The sequence below is a fragment of the Paenibacillus taiwanensis DSM 18679 genome (assembly GCF_000425125.1).
Classification (GTDB): domain Bacteria; phylum Bacillota; class Bacilli; order Paenibacillales; family Paenibacillaceae; genus Paenibacillus_B; species Paenibacillus_B taiwanensis.
The window spans coordinates 17,495-40,068 of the sequence record NZ_KE384308.1; the positions used below are offsets into that span (position 1 = coordinate 17,495).

Sequence of the window (22,574 nt, forward strand, 5' to 3'; positions counted from 1 at the left end):
TTCCTCAGTTTCAACAAACTTGAAAGTACAAAAAAAGAGCCGCACTGGCGACTCAAATCAATGAAAGTCGAGACTACAAAAGTCTTTTCGACCAAATAACACTGTAATCACGGTTTACACTAGCGGAGGAACAGACTGTTAATAATTCGTATCGTATCCCTCGCTGCGTAAAAATCTCGCTCCCTTGTTTCAATATTTTCTTAGCACAGCCAAGCTATATTTTTTACATTGTAATTTTATTTTATATTGTTGCAGTTTTAAATCAGCCCCACTATATATTTCCACAATGTTTACTTACTGACGATGATTTATGAAATGAGCAATTTCTTTTACTCTATCCATTGTAATTCCTTCTCTTTGTTCGACTGCAAGTGGATGGTTTGTTTGTTCTAACTCGATTATCGGAACCGCACCAACCTCCTGCGTATGTACCATTGTCTTTAACGATAATGTCGTTATTGGATATACGGAAAGCTCAGTCGATAACCAACCAAAATAAGGATTTTCAGTTTCCCTGCCTTGTACGTGCAATAGTTCATTAGATTTCAAAAAGTTTTCCCCACTAATGGAAACCCACACACTCCAAATAAATTTCTCTGGACTATCGATTATGGGGATTTCAATATGCCCTCTAATAAAGAAATGCTGTTCGTCAATTACACAAAAATCTCTAATTAATTCTGTTCGTTTCTCTTCAGGCACAGTGTAAAAATAATAGGGCGCTTCACTTCCATAACATAAAGGAATTTCACTTAATTCGTTGCTACAGTGAGGGCATTTCATATATTTGCTCCTTATATTTTCTTGCCAATTTATTTACGTTTCCACTACACTTTCCTGTTCAGTAATATTAATGTGAAGGAAGGGCCGCATCTAGCTTGTTCTCTACTGCCCAATGTTACTTCAAAATACCCTAATAAGGGTAGCTTTTTGTGTGTTTATTGTAACGAGGTGACGAACTTCATCTCCGGAAAGCTGAGAGATGGTCCTTTCATTAAGACTCCGCCTTCATTTTTCAAATACAAATCGAAGAAATCCAGCATATAGGCATTGATAATGTAGTTCACTCTTTCAGGCGCGATCTTTCCTGTAATGCCCAGCATTCTGAAAACAGGAGAAACGTACTGTATGTCGGCAAAATTCAAATGTTCTGTATTTTCAATATAGAGCATTTGTCCCCCTGCGTCGACCGTTTCGCGTATCCTTTTAAGTTCTAACTTTTTATTTTCCGTTACTTGATCTATCCACTCTCTTGTTGAGCCCATACGGTTAAGGTCTGCATCCGTGTAGACCCGGTTATCCATAATCATTTTTAATTTTTCGAATCCGCTTTCCGAGTTGATGAACAAAAACGGCTTGCGCAGACCCTCTCTGTCCCGAAGTCTATATAGCCCTCCATCAAAGTCTATTCCAACCGCGATTCGCGGATCGTAAGAAGCGTCATAGGCTGTCGCTCCGCCGATGGAATGACCGAACACCCCGACACGACCGAGATCAATCTTTCCTTTTAGATGACTTGGAATCTGCCCTGATTGGATGAGCTCGAATTGGTCCAGCGCAAACGCCACATCGCCGGATAAAACTTCTCCCAACTTATCGCGATTACTGCTTTCCGTCCGGTAATCATGGTTGGGCGAGAATAAGTCGTTGGTTGTGCTAGTCGTAATCCTACCGTCAGGAAACGCGGTTGCAAATGTATTGTAGGTGTGGTCGATTGCTGCCACAATATATCCGTGACTCGCGAGACTTTCGGCTTGCAACGTGTGAAGGAATCTGGAGGAACCGAAGCCGTGACTCGCTAGGATCAGTGGGTATGAAGTTTGTACCGAAGAAATTTGGGCCCCCGAATAAGCATGGCTGGATACGTACTTCAGATGTTGAAAAGTAAACCCAGGAAGGCCATAATTAGCGGCCATATAACTTAATATTTGGGGGTCGGGAATAAAGGGAGCGTACTTGCCGGTGCTAGCTTGAGCCGGATACCATACCTGAACCATTAATTCTCTCTTCCCATTCTTCGCTTTGTCGAACATCTCTTCCCTATTTGGATCCGCGAAATGAAAAGTTTGCGTTCCTACCTTAAATTCACCTGTCGGTTCAGGCAGTTTAAATACAGGAAAAGTATACCCAGCTGCTTCAATCCGATTTGGAGAAATACGGGTATCGAGTTGAAGCGGTCCATAAGTCCAAACGAGTTATGGATTCGTTAAATATACTTTAAAAAGAGTTGAATCGTGGTGTGGATAGAGGAGTAATAAAATAGTCTAGTCCATGAATCGATCAGTGTTTATGACAACTTAGACTTTCTTGTTGTTAAGGAATACTTAGTTTCATTCCCACATAAAAATGAAACTAAAAAGCACTACAACTGCCAACTTTTGTATGTGCACTTCCCTTCAAACAACATCACAAGAAATGGGGTGGCGTGAAAAATGTTATTCAAGAAAACAGATCGACTAGCGCTAAAAGTCATAGGAAATTTGTTTGGCAAAGCAAGCGAAATTTCATTAGATCGATCTAGTTATATCCGTCATGCCCAATTAATGTTAGTGGCAGATGTACATTCACATTTTAACGATGACATTGAGTTGAAAGTATATGGAAAATCACATGTAATTCCCTACAAAAATTTAGAACAAACCAAATTTTCTCCAATAGATTTGTTCACCATAGACATTACGTCTTTGGTTACTTACGCCGGTAGCACTACTTTCGTAGTGGATAAACTTGCACAAAAAGTTGAACCTGTAACCGGACAACAAGATCCTGCATGGGGTCTTGTCATTATTTATGGTGATCCATTTCTTCCTGTCCGTCACGTTTCTCTGAGTGTTGGTGAGAGTGCCTCTGTAACTAATCCCCTTATCTTCTCTCAGCTATTAACATCCTCAATAGGTCCTAATAACGGTACATTATTTTTGTTTGGCAAAATTAGAGCGGAGTTTTCATCCAGTCCATTACTATTTTTCGGACCAAATATGGAACAGCTATCTAGTATTTATCCTTTAGTTCGTGTAACAGACCCAATCACCCCTTTCTCCAAGAGTATGCTCAATCAAGAGATTGATATTTCTGCAACGTTATTACCTGCGCAAACAGCGGCTATTTTTCATACACCAATTGAATCTAACGATTTGATCCGCTTTCTGGCGATCGGCTTACAAATTGACGCTGTGGAACCGAAGATGAGTCTGGTTCATTCGGCCGATAAAGAGCACGTTCAAGTTGGTGAGAGTGTAACCTACACAACAATTATTAGAAATACGGGAACCACTGTTGCTGAATGCGTTCAATTTCGAACTGGTTTTCCAGATGGGACATCGTTTATTTCAGATAGCTTAACGATCAATAACATTCCAATTGCGATCGATCCAAGTGACAAGCTGCTTTTACGCAACATGCCTGTTGGTGACACGTTAACCGTTAAATATAAAGTAAAAATCGTTCACAAACCTTCATCAGCTGCTATTCTTCATCAAACCGTGCTCGATTATAATTTCACACCTTTAGAAAACACCATTGCAGTCGGTAATCAGCCTAGTAATATTAGCACCGTGCATGTGCATCCATAATCGGTTTGTGCTAATACAAAAAATTATAGTTGAGCCACTAAGAGCGAGCGGCCCAACTATAATCGGTTTGCTAATACCTAGCTATCTCCTTCATACGCACCATCCGATATAATCGCTTATCCTCAGCAAGTAGAAATTAGAATGTTAGGCTTGTTCTGCCCAGTTAGCTGGGTATGTTACATAGATAAATCGCGCATATTCTGGCACCGAAAATTGAATCTTACTTCCTTTTGGAATCAGAATCACTTCTCCTGGACCAGCTGACACCTTAGTACCCTCAATGATCACATCCAGATGTCCCTCAATTACATAATCTATTTCATCATAGTTAAGTGTCCAGTCAAAGGTTGTTTCTTTCATCTCCATAATTCCGCAGCCAAGTCTTGGACTTTCCTTTAGAGAAAAAAGATCTTTACAATAGACGATATCATTAGGGTTACCTGTATCGAGACGATCCTCTTCTGTTACTTTCATATTTGGCACTTTAACAGAAGTAATCCCTCCAGGACCTTTATGAACGTTCTGTTCAATAGCATCAGCCTCTATTGTTTCCATAATGATTTTACGAACCATCTCTTCAATCCTTTTTTTATCGATACTCATAAGTACCCTCCTCTATTTCTTAGGTGTAGTTGGTTGGAACCATTTTACTTGCACTGAGCATAACAACCATTACAGCAGTTGTGTTGCTGATATTCCCCTATCTGCTCTTACACTTAACAATTCTTTTGCCATTTCCTCGTTTCCCATACCACAAAAATAAACATAAAGAGGCCTAAGGTTATATCGCTTCCTATCAAGTAGGAATGCTATAACCTTAAGCCTCTTTGCTTTAGTACGACTACGCCTTTGTAGTCCTCTATGATATTCTTAACGTGGATGAAACTGTTGTTCCACACGCTGTAAATTAAATTATATGCTCCCTTATATTTTATCCTCTACATAGCTTTTTACAATAGATAAACCTAAACTTTTTTGTGAACATTATGGATCGGCAACAAAGTGCACTATTATGCTGTCCAATTTCATTAAAATAAAAGTCTTTAATGGAAAGATCAGAATAAAAGAATGTTACTACACATTAAAGAAATCAACGATCATGTTCTTTTCACGCTCTGTCATCCTATGCATGTGTCCGCACCCTTCTAACAAATGAGTGGTGTGATTTGGTATAATTCTTTTTGCTCTTTGTAATACTTTTTTTGCTGGAAATAAACAATCTTTTTCTCCTGCCATAATAAGAGTCGGTGCTTTACACTGCTGCATTAATTGTTCACTTACATTGGATGGCATGCCTACTTTTGTTTTCACATGATCAAAACTATCTTTCACCATATCCAAAGTATCTTTGTCAATAATTTCTTCTTTAATAGCCATAAATAAAACAGTTTCTTTTATATATTTTTCTTTCTTTGTTAGTTTATATTTGAGCAGTGGTATCATCATTTTTACAGTACTGATTGGAAAGGCATTGTTAATACCTGATGGCACAATTAATACGGACTTTTTTACTTTCTCCGGTGCAGTACACATCAGCTTTGCCAGAACTCCGCCTCCAAACGAAGTCCCAATACATGCTATTTTATCAAATCCAAGCGCTGTTATAACGTCACTTGCCCAATTTCCATAATCATAATTGCGAGGAGAGAGATTAACCTCGTCACTTTTTCCAGGGTGCCCAATAATATCAACCGCATAGATGTGAAAATGCTTAAGCAGGAATTTGTACATTAATAAATTATAGGCAGTCGTACTATTCCCACCATGAAATACTAACAATGGTTCACCCGATAGATTTCCAGTTTCAATGACATGTGTTCTTCCAAAACGAGTATGAACGTAAACATCTTTACATAAATAATCCAATTTCTTTAATTGAGCATCATAAAGCTTTAGTGACATTTCTCTTCCAGCTTGTGTTTTGTATATACTCATATAGACCTCACTTATATCCATATATTGCTTGTTGTGACTTATTATTCGCTAATACATTATAAAATCCTTCTTCCACAAACCTGCACCGATAGTTTAAGTACAATTTCTCACCAGACAAACATCAGAATAACAAAGATACCCATAAAAAAATCACCTCTCAAAATAACTAAAAGGGAAGTATTCGACTTCATTTCCTACTGAACCTATGTGAAATAAAGAAAATAGAAGTTTTAACGTGATATTTGTATATTAACGTCGTTGTTTACGCTTACCTCAGAATTGATCCAATATTTGCCTTGACTTATAATGACATTTGTTAGTCTATTTATTCAGTTAGCAACAACAAAATTTCAGAGAATGGAAAGGAGAAAGGAAATAATTGTATTCGCATTTAATCCGACGTATTCTATCACACTCGTTTACTCTTTATTACTAGCGTTCAGCTTTTTAATTGCTTTTGACTTTGAAACGATAGTGCTCGGAACTAAAATACGGAACGATTACAAAGGAGAGATTACGATTATACACACATATTCCCGATTTAAAAAAGCGTTGTCCATCGCTTTAGCCTCGACCTTAATTTTATCTTTAGGTACTTTGCCAAATCTAGCACACGCTTCAGAGAGTGGACTTTCCTTTCCAACGAATACATCATTCTCAAACACTTCAACTCCAACATTCGAAGAAAAAATCGTTGTCAAAATTAAACAACAAGCCTTCCTTCCAAGTAAAGAAGGAAAACTACAATTGCAACAAGAATTATCACCGCTATCAGCTGTGCCACAATTATCGTTTGAACCGCTAATCTCGGAGCAATTGTTACCGTCAGCTAACAAAGGCATTGCTGCTAACCATTTTGCTTCCGTGTTTGATCGCTATTATTATTCCAAAATTCCTGCTGGCGCTGACATCGAGCAGTTGTTACAAAAGTTGCGAAGCGTCTCGCTCGTTGAGGAAGCATACTTAAGTAAAAAACCAGAATTAGCCAATGCCCCTATTCCGAACACAACACCTGTCCTTCCAGGCGACGATCCACGCTTCTCATTACAAAATTATGCGCAAGCAGCTCCTCTAGGGATTAACGCGCCATATGCTTGGCAATTTGAAGGTGGCGATGGCAAAGGCATTAAGTGGGCCGATGTCGAGTGGAATTGGGCTTTAAATCATGAAGATCTAGTCGCCCACAACATACAGCTTTTGCCAGGGGGCACTAATGATGGAGATGCTAGTCACGGTACGGCTGTAGTTGGGGTTGTCTCCGCGGTTGACAATGCTATCGGCAATATCGGGTTAGCGAACAAAGCAACGCCGATTGTATCCTCTTTAGTTCGTTCAGGTGGTACAGCAGAAGCCATTTTAGCGGCCACACAAGTATTATCTCCAGGTGATGTTATTCTGCTCGAAATACAGATCGGTTATGGCGGTCCTTGGTTACCTATCGAAACACAACCGGCAGAGTTTGATGCAATCCAATATGCAACAAGCTTGGGTATTGTCGTTGTAGAAGCAGGAGCAAACGGTGGTGCTGATCTTGATCAGTACAAGCATTGGGATAATAAATACATCTTCAATCGAGATCTCCCCGATTTTAAAGATTCTGGAGCAATACTTGTAGGAGCAGGATCATCAACTGTACCTCACTACAGACTCGGATTCAGCAGTCATGGCAATCGAATCGACGCTTACGGTATTGGTGAGAACGTTGCTACCTTAAGTGCAACAAGTACTGCATCGACAACTGGTTATACCGACTATTTCAACGGAACATCTTCCGCTTCTCCTGTCGTTGTAGGTGCGATTGTACAACTGCAAGGGATCGCTAAAGCCAAATTCGGCGTGCCGTATTCGCCAGCTGAAATTCGTAGAATTCTGAGATGGTTACCGTTTAATACCCCGACTGCCGATATAGCAAATGATAGAATTGGGATGCTCCCCAATTTGAAACAGATTATAACGAATTTACCTACACCAGGTGCTGTACCTAACGATACAACAGCACCACTAGCACCAACCAACCTAGTTGTTAACACTACCTCTGGCACAGTTAACTTGAATTGGACAGCTTCTACGGACAATGTTGGATTGATCGGCTATGACATTTATGTAAATAACGATCCTTTTACTAAAGCCAGATCGACTAGCAACTCCGCAACGATTAGTGGATTACCAAATGGTTCATATACATTTACTGTAAAGGCTCGGGATGGGTTTAGTAATTTGTCTACGGCAAGTAACTCGGTGACGGTTCAAGTTCAAGTTGATCCCTGCCCTGCACCATGGAGCGCCTCCTCCACTTATGTTCAAGACAACATTGTCACTTACAATGGAGTGAAGTATCAAGCCAAATGGTGGACGCAAAATGATCGTCCGGATCTGAAAAGTGGTCCCAACGATGTTTGGACTGTGCTCGGTCCTTGCTAAAAGAATAAATCTTTGATTACATAATAGAGAGGTAGGGAATTGATATCCCCTACCTCTCTATTGTTATCCTCGATAATCCTTACTTCAGATACTGCAAACAATCCAAAATAGGCAAAAAATCAAATCAATCAGATATTAATTTTGAATAAATATTGAGGTCGTTAAACTTTCCATCTACTCTTTCATATTGTCTGAGTGTTCCTTCAAACGTAAAGTTGAGCTTTTGTAAAAGATTCATAGAATTCGCGTTTCTGGGATCAACCTTTGCTTCGATTCGATTCAGCTTTAAAGATGAAAATCCATGTTCTAACAAAGAAAAGATAGCTTCTGTAGCGTATCCTCTTCCCCAAAATGATTTCGCAATGTCGTATCCAATTTCTGCTTTGCCATTTTCAAAATCTATGGCATTATAACCACAAGAACCTATAATTTCATTGGACTCTTTTTTGATGATAGAGAAACGAATAGCCTTACTATCTCGAGAAAGATCATCAAGGAGATTAATCATTTCCTTGGCTTGATTTTCATTAGTAAAACAACTAACATTCATAAATTTAGTAACGTCTGGATCAGACCAAATTTTAAACAAACTAGACGAATCCGATATCTTCATTTTTCTCAAATGTAAACGTTCTGTGTGTAACTCTGTAATCAATACTTTTACCTCCATTATATTTTAATAGTTAGGTTGAAAATATTGACATCTGCGCATAGTTCAGTCCCTTCATTTTTGAAGATAGTTTCATTATATAAGAGGCAAAGGAAATGTTATATAATTATTTTATTCCGCCCGTAAAATCCCTTGTTTATTCATATCAAAATGATTTACATAGAGACTTTGTAATATGGAGATAACTCTGCTATGAGTGGTTTAAAATCAAGTGCGGGTGCCGCTGTTCCAAAACCGGATAGAATCACGACGGTTTCTTCGCCTTGTCCCTGAATGGATACATTCATCTGTTTCCCGTCTACAGACACATGTTGACCGTAAGATTGCATACTTTTTGCTCCGGAATTAGTTGTTCAGTGAAAATAAAGAAAAGCAAATAGCCCTCTTCTTGATAACAAGGTGTGGGCTATTTGACGCTTACTAGTAAAGTTACATAACAATACTATTTAATTAGACGGGCATTTACCCAATCGGCATGGTCACTATTAATACCATCTCCACCATCTGTTACAATAAGTTTTAGCTCATTCTTTCCAGTAAGACTAATGTTTACCTCTTTTGGCGCTATATTATTATGCATTTTACCACTAGTGAATACAACTTGATTGTCTACAACAACTTGAAACTCCACAGAACCTACAGTACCTACCTCATTATCTACCCCAACTAGCGCGGCAAAGGATGTGTACTGCCCATTCAGTTTGTAGACGATTTCACTGTTAGCATGTGTGCCCAAACCTTTTGTATAGGTGATGTTATTTAACTTGAGTGTATTTCCATCAACACTACGATCTTTTTGGACTGTTCCCCAACCTGCTGTGGCAGAAAACCAGTTAATATCGCTCAGATACGTTGTAACAGGTTGTGGAGTTTCAAAGATTTTAATCTCACTTGCAGATGCAAAACCATTTGTGCCACCACCTTGAGGTACTTCAAGTCGAACATATTTAGCAAGAGTAGGTGTGAAAGTGGCTGTCTTTTCTGTTTTGTCCTTTGCCCAAGTGCCTGTTGCAGCCTCATTGAAGGATACTCCATCAAGACTCGTTAGGATTCTATATTTTGTAATAATGCCATTTTCTTCAGTTTGTCGTGGTAGATAGGTTAGTTTGGTGAAAGTTGAGGGATTTACATACTTTGCTGTAATGTGGTAAGGATACTGATTTGGTTTATTCCATTGACTGTGCCAGATACTATTTGTATCTTCATCAAATGCATATGCTGCGGCGTTATTACTACTTGAAGTCTCTTGGCTATTTGTTGTAGCGGCAATGATGCCCCCAATTCCTTTTACCTTATCCATTCCATCAGTCGGTTTAATGATGTTATACTCTGATCCAAACCAAATTGGAGCAGTTAGAACAGGTAAACTCAATGCATTCATCTTGTTTTTTGTTTCGTTTGTTGCAGGTAAACCCCATTTGTCAAAGAAAGGCGTCAAGTCATAGTGAGCTACTTTTGAAGTGTTTAGAATAAATGCCTGTTTTTTCTGATCATCTGTAGTTGGCAGATCCGTTTTTGCAATCTCACGATATAATCGGTGTAATTCTGGGTAGAAGGTATCCCCAAAAGCAAGATGAAGCTGCCACAACATTTCTAATTTTGAATTAGAGTCTGTAAAATTTTTGGTTGGCTGATCTACAAACGTGAAAGCAGCTAAGTACTCGCCTTGGGACCTTGCAGGCTCAGTAGGTTTAAGAACCTTCTTAGCAGCTAGAGAATATAGATTTACTGTCACTTCAGTCATCTCACCCCAAGTCCAAGGCCCTTGTTGTCTCAAATGACCTGCCTCATGATACTGCCCCCAACCCATTCTTGTAAGGTCTAAAGCATCCGCATTTGCTCCATTCCTTGTAGGCATAATCGCCCCATCATAAGTTGCCATTGCATAATACGATCCTGTATCTGTTGGTGATTCTATAAAGCCAATCAAATGCTTATCTAACCGATGTCTAGGATCAGAATCAGAATTTGATAATCCAGAAATTTTATCCTGTGCTGCAATAAACTTATCATAAGTCTGCAAAACAGGAGCTGGGTCTTGATTCAAGATATGGTCTTTAGCAGAAGCATATGTGAAGACTAATAGGGCTTTTTCTGATTGAAGGACAACAGAAGGGGCATTAGGATAAGCACTCATCATTGCCTGCCAATCCTCTTTTGTATTTTTGTCTAATACAAAGTATGGAACAGGACTACCCCCACTTACTACATTTACATTAATACTACCTTCATTATTGCTGTTATCAAATGACAACAAACCGCCATTTGGTGAGGAAATTGTGTTTATACCTGCTTGTAATGGATACCTGATCGCCCACTCTCTATCATGACGATGTGTCCCAATAATCGCTGTAATTGGTTTGTCACCTGAGACTTCAATCACAATTTGTTCATTGGCTTTTGCATATAGACCTGTTGGCTGAAATATTTTCCGACCGTCTGCATACCCCGCCGCTCTACGCTCTCGCGCGCCTTCCGCCCATATATCTCCAAGGGCATTTACTTCAAAATTTCGCTGTACAACAAGAGTACTTTGCTGTGTAATGCCTGCCTCTGAGGTTTGGGCTAGTGCCCCTATTGGTGAGACAGGGACTACGACTACAACGGCTGTTACCACCAATAGGGATAAAATCTGAAGTGACTTTTTAAGTTTATTCATCAAATCCTCCTAAAATAAATAAATTTATGCATAGCTAGCATATAAATGCTGGCATATTCATCTTTGTACATATGAAATAAAGTTCTGATTAATATGACATCATTATATACCATTAAATGTCATATAATTAATGACACCATTTATCTCTATTGCTTTAATCCCATCATTATTCTTCTATTAATAATAAAAAGAAATGCTTCGCTACACGGTCCACATTGGCTTTGAAGATCACTATCGAATCGGCACTGAATATATCCCATAATATGGGGTGGAATGTACTCAAGTATTAACGGGGCAATTTGTGGGGCAACCGGACGGGCCGTAAGCTTTAATTAATTTCCAAAAATCCCCGGCAGCGTAAGCAGCGGGGATTTTAGTAACGGTCGAATGGTTGTAATTTACTGCCTCTATTACCTGCTCATAGACGGTTTGTAATCAGTATTCGCGAGCTGCATCAAACCAACGTTGAGCCATCTCCTCCGGTATAGGCTGGCCAATCAAGTGATCAGACTGGCTGAGTTGCCATACTGCTTCACCAAGGTCTTCTCTTTCTGTGGTTTCAATGCCCTTCAGGGTATTAAAGCGTACGGTGAAAGCGATAATGGCTGCCTCGGCATCGGCAAGGCTGCGGGCTTGGGCCAAGGATGCCTGTGCAACGTTGTAGGCTTCGTTAGCCAGTTTGGCAAGACGTTTAGGCCAAGACGAGAACGGGCGACCAAATTCGGTCGTCCACCACTCAGGCTTTCGCAATTGGCTTACTGAAGCATGATCGGTCCACGGGCGAGTTTTAGCTCGTGCTTTCATTTGCTGCCTTAGGCGCTTGCCCGTGGTTTCTTCTACATTGTAGGCGATAAATCTATCAAGCAACGGCCATGTATCCAAGGAGGGCAAGTCCTCCAAATCAGACATGAAGCGCAGCTCCAGATTCGTTAGCCGGGCATGACGAGCCAACGAGTCCATGTTACAGAAGTTCCCCCACAAACTTAAGGAATCAAGATTGGGGAACCGGTCCAGACAGTCCAGCGAGATAGGCTGTCCCAACGGTGTGTTATGCAGCGTCAGGTTTGTCACTTGGTGCAGTTCACCGACGTCAGGCAGTATGAAAGGAGGATCATCCTTGCGTCGGCTGGTGCGCGGCGCTAATGTCAGTGCAGACGGCATATTTCCAGTGGCTGATAAGCGTAATAGCTCGCCGGACACGTTCAGGCGGAAATGTCCCTTAGGGAGCTTCAAGATCAGGCGTCCTCCATCCTGATCCAGTTGGATATGCAAGCCATATATAATGGACTGGCTGGCGTCCACCATCGTATCGCCAGACAGAACAGGAGCCCATGTCATCTCTTCAATAGGACGTTTCTGCGCCCAATCCAAGAAGCCTGTGTCATTGCCTGAATAGTACAGAAATCGTGGCCAAGGTGAGCCCGCCGGCGTAGCAAAAGCATTAAATACGGTCCAATCGATAGGCGCTTCTGGTACGACATGAAGGTCCACCTTTTTTCCCAGTTGCGACGGTCCGATAGATAGGCTGCCTACACCTAGCTTTCGGACGAGCGTGTGGCTGCGTGGGCCTGTCAGGTTAATGGGATAACAACCATCTTTAAATTCATATTCAGCAGGCTGCATTTGGTTGTCATTTGGCATTTCCGTCATCCTTTCTCCTAACCTTGATGTTGTATGGTCACCGTATAATGTATAGAGCGAAATCAAAAGACGCCCCGTGGACGCCTTCTGACTTGCACACCTGTTTTATTTGAGCATTTGATACACTTGCTCAACATCTTTATCCCCGCGGCCGGACAAATTGATGATCATAATTTGATCCTGATCCATCATTGACGCCACCTTCTTCGCATGGGCAACCGCATGCGCGCTCTCTAGGGCAGGGATAATACCCTCTGTGCGGGACAGCTCCTGGAAAGCGGCCAGCACTTCCTCATTGGTGACGGTTGCATATTCGGCACGGCCCGTCACCTTCAGGTGACTATGTTCCGGCCCAATGCCTGGATAGTCAAGGCCTGCGGCGATTGAATAGGTCTTCTTAGGTTGGCCCTCCTCGTCCAGCAGCACTAAACATTTGAAGCCATGAATGATGCTCGGGACACCTTCGGTTAAGGATGGCGCTTGATCGGGTTCAACACCAATTAAGCGGACGGTCGGCTCGTCAATGTAGTGGGCAAACGCACCAATCGCATTGCTTCCGCCGCCTGTACAAGCCACTACCGCATCAGGCAGACGGCCTTCTTTCTCCATAATTTGCAGCTTCGATTCCTCGCTGATAATCGCCTGAAAGTGCTTGACCATCGTCGGAAACGGGTGCGGTCCAACTGCGGAGCCTAGCAAATAAAACGTATTTTGATAGTTTCGAACTAGATCGTCCAGTGCTTCATCTACCGCATCTTTCAGTCGCCCTTGGCCTTTATGAACGGGTACAACAGTTGCTCCTAACAGTTCCATTCGAAACACGTTTAGTGCCTGTCGGCGCGTATCTTCCGCTCCCATGTAAATGATGCACTCCATATTAAACATGGCGCAGGCCGTTGCTGTAGCAACACCGTGCTGTCCGGCACCTGTCTCCGCGATTATCCGTTTGGCACCCATCCGCTTAGCGAGCAAAATTTGGCCAATAGCATTGTTAATCTTATGTGCTCCAGTATGATTCAGATCCTCACGCTTTAAGTAAATCTTTGGCCCGCCCCAAGCCTGGGTCAGCCGCTCCGCATACGTCAGCGGATTCTCACGGCCAACATATTCGCGCAGGTAGTAGCGAAGCTCTTCCTTAAAGTCCGGGTCTTCACTAAATTTGTAAAATTGCTCACTCAAATAACTCAACACTTCCTGCAATTCCGGCGGGACGAAGCTGCCCCCAAACTCACCGAAGTATCCCTCTTGTTGCAATTGTTGGTCCATAAGTAAGCCCCTCCACTAATCGAAATAGAAATGGTAATCCATACCTAGCATTCTACCATAAATTACAACGGGTCTGAATGACCTTAGAGCTCCCAAAATCATATTTTGATCGATGTCGTATACAATTGGATGTTTAATGCCATCATCCTGCTGCTTCACAATGAGTTAAAAACCATCTTAACTCATAACTTATTCTCCGATTGCTATAGGCAGAGTTGTACCTATACAATAGTAAAATGATAAACCGATAGGAGGATATTAGATGCCACAATTAATTTTTAGAGGAATTCCAGCCGAGGGCATACGTGCAATTAGCATCCCGCTTGTAAAGGAAATGGCCGAAATTTGCCAATGCGGAACAGATAATTTCACCTTAGAGTGCCTGCACGTCACCGCTATATTTGACGGGAAATATACCGATTCGTACCCTTTCATCGACGTTTGGTGGTTTGAGCGGGGAGACGAAGTGCGCGACAAGATGGCCGAGGCGATCGATAAGCATGTCCGGTCTCTCGGTATAGCCGATCTGGAGATTTCCTTCCGTGTTGGTCGCGAAGACAATTTTTATATGAACGGACGCCGTTATGATTACTAGTTGATCAAACAAATGCAAATGACCACTGATGCAAGTACCACAGTATGTAAATTCAATGGTCCTCAGGAAGAAAACATTAAATCAAAGGCATAGTGAAAACAACACCTCACGTTGATTTGAAGGTATATAATACCCGTTATTCAACGTAAGGTGTTTTCTTTGTCTCCTAATTGGAAGTCAATACTCCGCTTGTCTAACTGGCTCTGGTTGATCATATAGGTCATAATGTCTGTAATGTACTGCTACTTCCGAATTATGATTTATTACATACTTGAAATAATCATTTCCAAATTGAGCATGGTTAGGTAGAATACTTGCTTAAACAACTTAACTACTAAATAGCCTATCATTAGGTTCATCATTTTGTTTGACTAAACTGAGATGGATTCGTTTCACGGATGTGTAAAAGGATATCGAATTGCTCTGACAGAGCAGCATCATAATACTGCGTCCGATCAGGGATAATTTGAGCGATGCCGTCAAAGAACGGCTGCTTTTTTTGTGCCCATTCCTTTGCTTGATTCGTGAGCTTGCGCACATCCAGCATAAACATTTCATATGGAACTTCGCCAAGCTTATAGTTGGAACTGGACACATTTTGCTGAATCGTATCTGTCGCCAGCTTGCCGTCGCTGAAGGCGGTAAATTTCCCCTTTGTTGTAGTAGTTCCTATCGCTACATATTGATCGCCAAAGCGTTCTTTCAAAAACTGCCCTGCCACTTTGGGGTACATTTCCGTATCAATTACGCCTTTTGCTACGTGGATATTATGTCCCCACACCATCGTTTTACCGCCTAATGTTTGCTGAGCCCATTGTGCGTGATCAGCTAAGTATTGATCGTGCAGCGTTACAAGCTGCGCATAATCACTAGGAATCATCATGGCCGTAAAATTCTCGATCACCTTAGCTGTTCCCTTCACCCAGACAAGCTCCTTTGCGGTATTCCCATTGTTCATCTGTTCTGTCTTATTTTCGAGCAATGTTACGACTTTGGCTGCATTCGCGTTGAATGTTTTCTTTTTCTCCGGAGTTAGCTTCATATATTCCGATAGACTTACAGCTGCGCCCGTTAACTCCCTATAGCTTTCCTCGACTTCAGAACGTATTTCTGGATGATGTAGTTTCACGTAGTCAATCACTTTTTGAAAAACAGCAGGCTCAAACGATTTTAAATCGAGCCCAATAAATTGGATTTTTTGCTTGTGTGCAGGGTCTGCGTTATAGTCCTTCATCCATTCAACCATGGCAACCATTTCATCGTTTGGATATAGCAGCTTCAAAAATTGCCTTGGGTCGCCTTTTCCTGTATGAATATATTCATTCAGCTTTAAGCCATTTCCCCAATCCTCTTCGATTCCGAAATTCGTATAACCCATCTCAGTAACTAAAAACTTAACGAGACGAAACTTCATCGTAAATATTTCAGAGCTGCCGTGTGAAGCTTCGCCTAATCCGACATATGTAGCATTCCCAATCATGTCTTTCAGCGGCATAACATCATCGTATGGCTGCATAGGATCAATTGTTTTTAACTCTATTGCCTGTGATTGAATAGATTCGACGACACTTAATTTGTCAGGCTGCGTGACTAGGATGGGTTCCACCTGTTTATTTTGCATCTTCTCCCCGCACCCTCCAGTTATTACCGCTGCTCCAATCATAATAGACATCCCGACGTTCAACATTTTCTGATTCATTTGATTCCACCTTTTCTCTTGTTGGCAATTTGTGTGCTGCTACGTTCTCTAGTTTATGATTCAAATCTCTCAATTTTCTAACTTGATTCTTACGAAATCATTAAGTTACAAACTTCGAAGAATGGCTGCTGTATTTGACCATAGATATAATAAGAAAACGATCAGGAGGTGTAGTGATGATCATACGTAACAAAAGGATGGCTTTGAGTCTCTGTTTTTGTATGTTGCTCGCTTTGTTACCTGCATTAGGCTTCGCTGAAGCAAAAGTAGAAGTTGAAGCTATGGCAGCAGCTGTACCCAATCCGTGGAAGCAACAAAATATCGGATCACCGGCGTTAGCAGGTAGCGCTTCTTATGATGCGGAGCTTGATCAATTTACTGTAAGCGGAGCAGGCACTGACATCTGGGGCAAATCAGATCAGTTTCATTATGTGTATCAACCTTGGACGGGAGACGGTGCTATCATTGCCCTTATTTCATCTCAGACTCATTCGCACGATTTTGCGAAAGCGGGAATTATGATAAGGGAGTCGCTGAATGCCAATTCTAAGCATGTTGATTTGTTAGTAACACCCTCCAATGGGTTTACCTTTCAATACCGGACTGAGACAGGCGGAACCTCTCAAAGTGTAAAAATTGCTTCGACGAGTCCGGCTTGGGTAAAGCTTGAACGCAAAGGTGATGTGATCAAAGGATACGTATCCAATAATGGATTAAACTGGGGCGATTTAGGGAACTTAACGCTTAAAATGAAGGCTACGTTGTATGTAGGCGTAGCTGTCACGAGCCATAATGCATCCAGCCTGAGCACGGCTACCTTTGACAAGGTGAAAGTTAATGCAACCGGTGATGTGTTCCCGCCTACTGAGCCAACCAACTTGCAAGCAAATTTAGTAACAGATACAACTGTAAAGCTCTCATGGACGGCCTCGCTGGATGATATTGGTGTAAAGGGCTACGACCTCTACAAAAATAATGTTCTGGTGAAAGCGAATGTTCAGGATACGACCTACACCTTTACTGGATTAACACCAGATACGACCTATCAATTTACAGTCAAAGCTAAAGATGCCGCAGGGAACATCTCCAATTTTAGCAGCCCGCTCACTGTTAACACGACAAATCAGACCGATACTCAGGCTCCAACTGCCCCAACAGGACTTGTTAGCCCGAGCAAAACATCTTCGTCAGTCCAGCTAAGCTGGACGGCATCTACAGATAACGTAAGCGTTTATGCGTACGACGTTTATGTGAATGGTACAATCGCTGGCAGTACGCCTGCGACATCTTTTCATGTAACAGGTCTTACGGCTAATACCTCTTATTCCTTCACCGTAAAAGCGAGGGACTTAGCAGGAAATATATCTACAGCAAGCAAGTCGTTGTCTGTCAAAACGAGTCCAACCTCTGCCGATCCTTATACACCACAGGTTGTTGCTAACAACCTGGAAACACCTTGGGCTGTTGATTTTGCACCCGATGGGCGCATTTTTTTCACCGAACGCAACAGTGGCAAAGTTCGTGTTCTGGTCAACGGCAAGTTGCAAGCTACGCCAGTTATTACGTTAGGCTCACCTTTCTACTACATGCCTAAAAGTGAAGGCGGCTTGCTGGGCCTCGTGCTTGATCCGCAATTTTCCACCAATCATTATATGTATATCTACCACACCTACAAAACATCAGACAATAAAGTTGCTAATCAGGTCGTTCGACTTAAAGAGAATAACAACATCGCAACAGTAGATAAAGTGCTTATTACGAATCTGCCGGGTGCAGTCTATCATAATGGTGGCAGGTTGAAAATAGGTCCCGATAACAAGCTGTATTTCGCTAATGGCAACTATGGCAATAAGGACGATACACTTACATACCTAGGAGGGAAAATATTCCGACTTAACTTGGATGGCACCATTCCAAGTGATAATCCGTTTGCTTCCTCACCTATTTATAGTCGAGGACATCGTAATCCTCAAGGACTAGCATGGCAGCCAGGAACGAATCGTCTTTTTTCGTCGGAACATGGTGAATCTTCTAAAGATGAAATTAACTACATCCAACCAGGTCACCATTACGGTTGGCCTAAATTCGAAGGTGGAAACCAGCAGCAGCCAGGTATTACGCCTCCACTCATTTATGCGAGTGGCACAACGTGGGCACCTTCAGGTATGACTTTTGTAACGAAAGGGCCGTGGGCAGGAAATTTGCTCGTAACTAATTTAAAAGGCAAACAGATCATCCGTATGCTCATAGGCGAGCAGAATGGCCAACCGACAATCAAGAGCAGTGATCTTACTTACTTGTTTGTAAATAAATACGGACGTATTCGCGATATTGTCGAAGCGCCAGACGGATCACTCTACGTTGCCACCAGTAACAACGGCGATAAAAACGGTGACGGTACCCCAGATAAACTTATTCGATTGGTTCCTAATTTTTAGCAATTAACCATTTGTGCAGTAAATGGTCAGTCGCTATTGCTTGCAACAAAGAATAGACCTCCTGTACATACAGGGGCCTATTTTTTGTTGCATATAGAATGTAGTTGTGCGTATCACTTGTTTAAATACTCCAAAATGTGACTCACGTTAGACTCCACACTGCTAATGTGCGTATGTATCGTAATTTCCGGATGCACTGGTTGTTCATAGACATCAGAAATACCAGTGAACGCGGGTATCTCGCCTTTTATGGCTTTTGCATATAAGCCTTTCCTATCTCTTTGCACACATTGCTCCAATGGGCAATGCACATACACCTCTACGTAAGGTTGCAGTTCTGCTCGGGCATAGTCCCGCATTTCCGTATAAGGTGCAATCATCGAGATAATTGTCGTCACACCATTCCGATTGAGCAGCTTGCTAATATAGACGGCACGACGAATATTTTCCATTCGATCTTCTTTGCTGAACCCAAGCTCGCGACCTACTTTATGTCTAAGTTCGTCTCCGTCTAAGCATTCGACCCTAACGCCTCTTTCCTGAAGAGCTGCTGCCAGAGCTAACGCTGTAGTTGTTTTGCCTGAACTTGGAAGGCCTGTCAGCCAAATTGCCGTCCCGATCAATGCTTTATGCCCCTTTACTATAAAATAGCGATCCGTTCGAGAATATGCTTTCCATAAACAGAATCAAGTTCCTGCTCGTCCATATGAATATAACCGATATAACAATCACAGTGCTTCATACGACACGGGCGTATTTTAGAGATGCCTGTTAACCCATCCTTATACAGATTGCCGATCACTTGCCGATCCTTATAGCAGCGCTTTACCCGACCGTCCCCTTGGACATAAAATACATGCTCCCCCGCTTGGCAAGGTTTACCCATACTGTCGTAATCTTGGGCATTTAAGGTAAAATAAGGGTCCAGCTCTGTCAAAAAAGCGATGTCCTCAGCGGAATAGTATTCAGGCTTATCTTTGTAGGCATTTACCCACATATAAACATCCTCAGGCAGTGATTTCCGTAAGGAGGTGATGGAATGAAAAGCACTTTTGACACCAACAACACCGACACTAAAGGGAATTTTTTGAACGTAAAGCTTGTTGCACTGCTGTAAAAATCGCTTTTCTACGGTTTGACCAGGATGATAGGTTACCCAAAATGCAGCTGTTTGTGGATTCAACTCACGCGTCCAATCCAGTTTAGCCGATAAGTTGGTCTGGATGGCCACTTTATTTACGTGCTCCATGTGCGACAGGTTCACTAAAGCTTCCCGATACCAACGATGGATAAGCCCCTCCCCATAGGGATTAAAAAATAGAGACAGCTGATGACCGCTATCCGCTTGATTTGTTACCCAATCCACAAATGTTTGTACTTGGAGCCGGTCCAACGCGAATGTTTGTTGACTGTCCGTGTTTTTGCTAAAAGGACAGTAAGGGCAATCATAGTTACAAGAGCTTATGCTTCCTCTAAAATAAATGGTTGCCTTCATAACAATATACAGCTTTCCATACGTTCACGTATAGCCGGCGAAATAAACCAATCTCCTATCGAATCAGAGTACATAAGCCCTTCTTCTGTCAGCCGCAGCACTTCTTCTTCTATAACAGCAAGCTCCGTGTGTACAAGTAAATTCAACTCGGGGTAATCGGCGAATGCTGACGTGGTGAATCGCTCTACATAACTGCTTAACGCCAAGCCTTCTGTATGCAGCAGTGCTTTTAGGATAAATCGCCGCTGCTGATCATCTGCGCTTAACACAATGCCATAATCAGCATGGGTGTAATCAGATGAAGCCACGTAGTCCGCAATAATACTAGCGGTAGCCGCTCGTCCTACGCTGTATCGAGATGAATAATGAACCGTTTTGGTGTAGGATCGGGCACCACATCCGAGTCCAATCATTCCCTCTTCCTGGCAGCCATACGGTAGCAATGATTTCGCTGACATTGCATCGGCTTTCGCAAATCTGCGCATGGAATACTGGGTATACCCACGCATAAGCAAGCGCTCCCGCGCTGCTCGATACAACGTTAGCCTTTGATCCTCGCCACTTTGCCTTATTTGCTCCGGTTTTACAATTGTGTGCTCCCGAGTATAAAGCGGATAAATAAATAATTCCTCTGGCTCATAGGACAACGCTTTATCTAGTGAATATAACCATGACTCAAGCGTTTGACCTGGAAGGCCATAAATTAAATCCAAATTGAGAATTGGATAAGAATACAACTTGAGCTGCTTTAGGGCGGATTCAACTTCCTGCGGCTTTTGAGGACGGTAGATCGCATCCGCTTCAAATTCCACAAAGCTCTGAATGCCCATACTAACCCGATCCACCTGTCTGCTTTTTAAAATGTCCAACCGTTCAGTCGTTATCGTATCGGGAGACGTTTCAACCGAGATGGAAGCCTGCGCTGGATCCATGCCCATTATTTGCTGAGCGATATGAAACAATCGATCCAGTTGGACAGGCTCAAGTAAAGTTGGCGTTCCACCTCCAATCGCAAATCGGGCAATTGGCTTATTGGGCATGATTCCAGCCCATTGTTCAGCTTGTCTCTCCAAAGCATCGACATACTGTGTATGGACGTTAACCCGCTTGTCAGGCAGCGTGAACAAATTACAAAAGCCGCAGCGTGCTCCACAAAACGGGATATGCATATATAAGAACAACGTTTCCGCTGCTTCTTGACTCCACAATTCAGAAAGCGGCAGCTTATTCTCCAATTCCCGATAGGAGGTTTTGTGTGGATAGGCGTATAGATAAGATCGGTAAGGCTCTGATGTGAGGTTGTCCTTCCACTTGTGCAGAGCCTCCGCATGCTGAATGATGTCCGTGTAAGTTGAGTTAATCGTATGGCTCATCCTGTTTCCTCCTCCCCTTTACAACATAAATTCACGATAAGGCACGTTCCAGACGACCTCATGTGCTAGTCTGTGACCGTTATAGCCATCCTCGCCAAAGGCGGTACCATGATCAGAAAACGCCATACAAAATACAGGCCGTTCACGTTCACGGAATGCCTGAAACAATCGGCCAAGTTCACCGTCAACATATCGAAGTGCAGCGCGCTGTGTCTCAATGGAGTCTGTTTTAGCTCCAGGTACAAAATAATGATTAGGTCCATGAATCGCAGAGACATTCATAAATAAAAACAGACGCTCTCCCTGATCCGATTGCTGTAACAGCTTGATGGCATGGTTCACCTGATGCTCTGTCGAGCGTTGATTCGTCACACCAAATGTCATCCGCCAATAGCTTTCTTGGAAGTAGCTAGGAAGAACTTTAGCAAGTGGAACTTTTTTAGTAAAAAAAATGACGCCGCCAATACAAATTGTACGGTAGCCTACAGCCTGTAATCCCGATACGATATCTGTTGAATCAAATTGCCAAGTATAGGGGTGTGTTTTTAGTCCCGTATTTTTAGAATGGAACAATCTTACATGTTCAGACTTTGTTGTCGTAGCCGGAGTGGGCAGAAATCCGCCAAAGAAAGCATGATGGGCGGCATATGTGAAGCTGCCAGGCGTGTGCCGCTTTTCCCAGTGGCCCTCTCCGCACAAATTCGGACAGTTGGCCTCCTCCAGTACGGCAGCGTCATATCGCAGCGTATCCAGCGTAATCATCAAAATATCGTGACTGCCTACTATTTCATTCATGTTAAACATGGTGGT

At 42.3% G+C, this 22,574-nt stretch carries 16 protein-coding genes and 2 pseudogenes; 4 read left to right on the plus strand and 14 right to left on the minus strand.

Annotated elements, in window-relative coordinates; translation table 11 throughout:
• Nucleotides 1-294: 294 nt before the first annotated feature.
• Both H509_RS0118815 and H509_RS25940 read right to left on the minus strand, forming a co-directional pair.
• Nucleotides 295-783 (minus strand): DUF2199 domain-containing protein, encoded by a 489-nt coding sequence (locus H509_RS0118815; RefSeq protein WP_028546444.1) that lies wholly within the window; start codon nt 781-783, stop codon nt 295-297.
• A 155-nt stretch (nt 784-938) separates the two neighbouring features.
• Nucleotides 939-2,126 (minus strand): annotated as a pseudogene (locus H509_RS25940) (alpha/beta hydrolase family protein); the annotation flags it as partial.
• 306 nt (nt 2,127-2,432) lie between these two features.
• Here H509_RS25940 and H509_RS0118825 point away from each other — a divergent pair.
• On the plus strand, nt 2,433-3,572 hold the full coding sequence (locus H509_RS0118825; protein ID WP_028546445.1) for a DUF11 domain-containing protein: 1,140 nt from the start codon (nt 2,433-2,435) through the stop codon (nt 3,570-3,572).
• A gap of 144 nt (nt 3,573-3,716) precedes the next feature.
• Here the strand turns inward: H509_RS0118825 and H509_RS0118830 are convergent, their stop codons facing one another.
• Together H509_RS0118830 and H509_RS0118835 are read right to left on the minus strand one after the other, a co-directional pair.
• Nucleotides 3,717-4,175: a cupin domain-containing protein gene (locus tag H509_RS0118830; protein WP_028546446.1), complete on the minus strand. Its 459-nt coding sequence runs from the start codon at nt 4,173-4,175 to the stop codon at nt 3,717-3,719.
• Between the two features lie 471 nt (nt 4,176-4,646).
• Nucleotides 4,647-5,507, minus strand: a complete 861-nt coding sequence (locus H509_RS0118835) for an alpha/beta fold hydrolase (RefSeq protein WP_028546447.1) — start codon at nt 5,505-5,507, stop codon at nt 4,647-4,649.
• A 357-nt stretch (nt 5,508-5,864) separates the two neighbouring features.
• Between H509_RS0118835 and H509_RS26895 the strand changes: the two genes are divergently transcribed.
• A complete protein-coding gene (locus H509_RS26895; protein ID WP_051287397.1) occupies nt 5,865-7,928 on the plus strand; it encodes a S8 family serine peptidase in 2,064 nt (687 codons plus the stop codon).
• 124 nt (nt 7,929-8,052) lie between these two features.
• Here the strand turns inward: H509_RS26895 and H509_RS0118845 are convergent, their stop codons facing one another.
• From H509_RS0118845 to trpB, 5 genes and pseudogenes are all read right to left on the minus strand, one after another.
• On the minus strand, nt 8,053-8,583 hold the full coding sequence (locus H509_RS0118845; RefSeq protein ID WP_028546448.1) for a GNAT family N-acetyltransferase: 531 nt from the start codon (nt 8,581-8,583) through the stop codon (nt 8,053-8,055).
• Nucleotides 8,584-8,762: 179 nt separating this feature from the next.
• Nucleotides 8,763-8,924: pseudogene (locus tag H509_RS27325) on the minus strand (alpha/beta fold hydrolase); the annotation flags it as partial.
• Between the two features lie 116 nt (nt 8,925-9,040).
• Nucleotides 9,041-11,257 carry an NPCBM/NEW2 domain-containing protein gene (locus H509_RS0118855; protein WP_028546449.1) on the minus strand — a complete coding sequence of 739 codons (2,217 nt, stop codon included), beginning with the start codon at nt 11,255-11,257 and terminating at the stop codon, nt 9,041-9,043.
• A 435-nt stretch (nt 11,258-11,692) separates the two neighbouring features.
• On the minus strand, nt 11,693-12,898 hold the full coding sequence (locus tag H509_RS0118860) for a hypothetical protein (protein ID WP_028546450.1): 1,206 nt from the start codon (nt 12,896-12,898) through the stop codon (nt 11,693-11,695).
• 105 nt (nt 12,899-13,003) lie between these two features.
• Nucleotides 13,004-14,164 (minus strand): tryptophan synthase subunit beta, encoded by a 1,161-nt coding sequence (trpB, locus tag H509_RS0118865; protein ID WP_028546451.1) that lies wholly within the window; start codon nt 14,162-14,164, stop codon nt 13,004-13,006.
• A 262-nt stretch (nt 14,165-14,426) separates the two neighbouring features.
• Here trpB and H509_RS0118870 point away from each other — a divergent pair, with 262 nt between their 5' ends.
• Nucleotides 14,427-14,759 carry a DUF1904 family protein gene (locus H509_RS0118870; protein WP_028546452.1) on the plus strand — a complete coding sequence of 111 codons (333 nt, stop codon included), beginning with the start codon at nt 14,427-14,429 and terminating at the stop codon, nt 14,757-14,759.
• Between the two features lie 358 nt (nt 14,760-15,117).
• Here the strand turns inward: H509_RS0118870 and H509_RS0118875 are convergent, their stop codons facing one another.
• Complete coding sequence (locus H509_RS0118875; RefSeq protein WP_028546453.1) at nt 15,118-16,458, minus strand: erythromycin esterase family protein; 1,341 nt, start codon at nt 16,456-16,458, stop codon at nt 15,118-15,120.
• A gap of 176 nt (nt 16,459-16,634) precedes the next feature.
• On the opposite strand from H509_RS0118875, the gene H509_RS0118880 reads away from it, so the two are divergent.
• Nucleotides 16,635-18,896 carry a PQQ-dependent sugar dehydrogenase gene (locus tag H509_RS0118880; protein ID WP_028546454.1) on the plus strand — a complete coding sequence of 754 codons (2,262 nt, stop codon included), beginning with the start codon at nt 16,635-16,637 and terminating at the stop codon, nt 18,894-18,896.
• A 113-nt stretch (nt 18,897-19,009) separates the two neighbouring features.
• On the opposite strand, the gene cysC is transcribed toward H509_RS0118880, so the two are convergent.
• Genes cysC through H509_RS0118900 form a run of 4 tightly spaced genes read right to left on the minus strand, consistent with a single transcriptional unit; the run spans nt 19,010 to nt 22,568 of the window.
• Nucleotides 19,010-19,519, minus strand: coding sequence for an adenylyl-sulfate kinase (cysC, locus tag H509_RS0118885; protein ID WP_028546455.1), 510 nt, complete (start codon nt 19,517-19,519; stop codon nt 19,010-19,012).
• A 17-nt stretch (nt 19,520-19,536) separates the two neighbouring features.
• Nucleotides 19,537-20,391 (minus strand): STM4011 family radical SAM protein, encoded by an 855-nt coding sequence (locus tag H509_RS0118890; RefSeq protein ID WP_028546456.1) that lies wholly within the window; start codon nt 20,389-20,391, stop codon nt 19,537-19,539.
• Nucleotides 20,388-21,764, minus strand: coding sequence for an STM4012 family radical SAM protein (locus tag H509_RS0118895; protein WP_028546457.1), 1,377 nt, complete (start codon nt 21,762-21,764; stop codon nt 20,388-20,390). The genes H509_RS0118890 and H509_RS0118895 overlap by 4 nt, the downstream gene beginning before the upstream one ends.
• Before the next feature lie 18 nt (nt 21,765-21,782).
• Nucleotides 21,783-22,568, minus strand: a complete 786-nt coding sequence (locus tag H509_RS0118900) for an STM4013/SEN3800 family hydrolase (protein ID WP_028546458.1) — start codon at nt 22,566-22,568, stop codon at nt 21,783-21,785.
• Nucleotides 22,569-22,574: the final 6 nt, after the last annotated feature.

Excerpts from the sequence above, each read along its gene's own strand:
- H509_RS0118875 (WP_028546453.1), bottom strand. The coding sequence starts at position 16,458 with ATGAATCAGAAAATGTTGAACGTCGGGATGTCTATTATGATTGGAGCA.
- H509_RS0118835 (WP_028546447.1), bottom strand. The coding sequence starts at position 5,507 with ATGAGTATATACAAAACACAAGCTGGAAGAGAAATGTCACTAAAGCTT.
- H509_RS0118825 (WP_028546445.1), top strand. The coding sequence starts at position 2,433 with ATGTTATTCAAGAAAACAGATCGACTAGCGCTAAAAGTCATAGGAAAT.
- H509_RS0118870 (WP_028546452.1), top strand. The coding sequence starts at position 14,427 with ATGCCACAATTAATTTTTAGAGGAATTCCAGCCGAGGGCATACGTGCA.
- H509_RS0118890 (WP_028546456.1), bottom strand. The coding sequence starts at position 20,391 with ATGAAGGCAACCATTTATTTTAGAGGAAGCATAAGCTCTTGTAACTAT.
- H509_RS0118855 (WP_028546449.1), bottom strand. The coding sequence starts at position 11,257 with ATGAATAAACTTAAAAAGTCACTTCAGATTTTATCCCTATTGGTGGTA.
- H509_RS0118815 (WP_028546444.1), bottom strand. The coding sequence starts at position 783 with ATGAAATGCCCTCACTGTAGCAACGAATTAAGTGAAATTCCTTTATGT.
- H509_RS26895 (WP_051287397.1), top strand. The coding sequence starts at position 5,865 with ATGGAAAGGAGAAAGGAAATAATTGTATTCGCATTTAATCCGACGTAT.
- trpB (WP_028546451.1), bottom strand. The coding sequence starts at position 14,164 with ATGGACCAACAATTGCAACAAGAGGGATACTTCGGTGAGTTTGGGGGC.
- H509_RS0118860 (WP_028546450.1), bottom strand. The coding sequence starts at position 12,898 with ATGCCAAATGACAACCAAATGCAGCCTGCTGAATATGAATTTAAAGAT.
- H509_RS0118895 (WP_028546457.1), bottom strand. The coding sequence starts at position 21,764 with ATGAGCCATACGATTAACTCAACTTACACGGACATCATTCAGCATGCG.
- H509_RS0118830 (WP_028546446.1), bottom strand. The coding sequence starts at position 4,175 with ATGAGTATCGATAAAAAAAGGATTGAAGAGATGGTTCGTAAAATCATT.
- H509_RS0118880 (WP_028546454.1), top strand. The coding sequence starts at position 16,635 with ATGATCATACGTAACAAAAGGATGGCTTTGAGTCTCTGTTTTTGTATG.
- H509_RS0118900 (WP_028546458.1), bottom strand. The coding sequence starts at position 22,568 with ATGTTTAACATGAATGAAATAGTAGGCAGTCACGATATTTTGATGATT.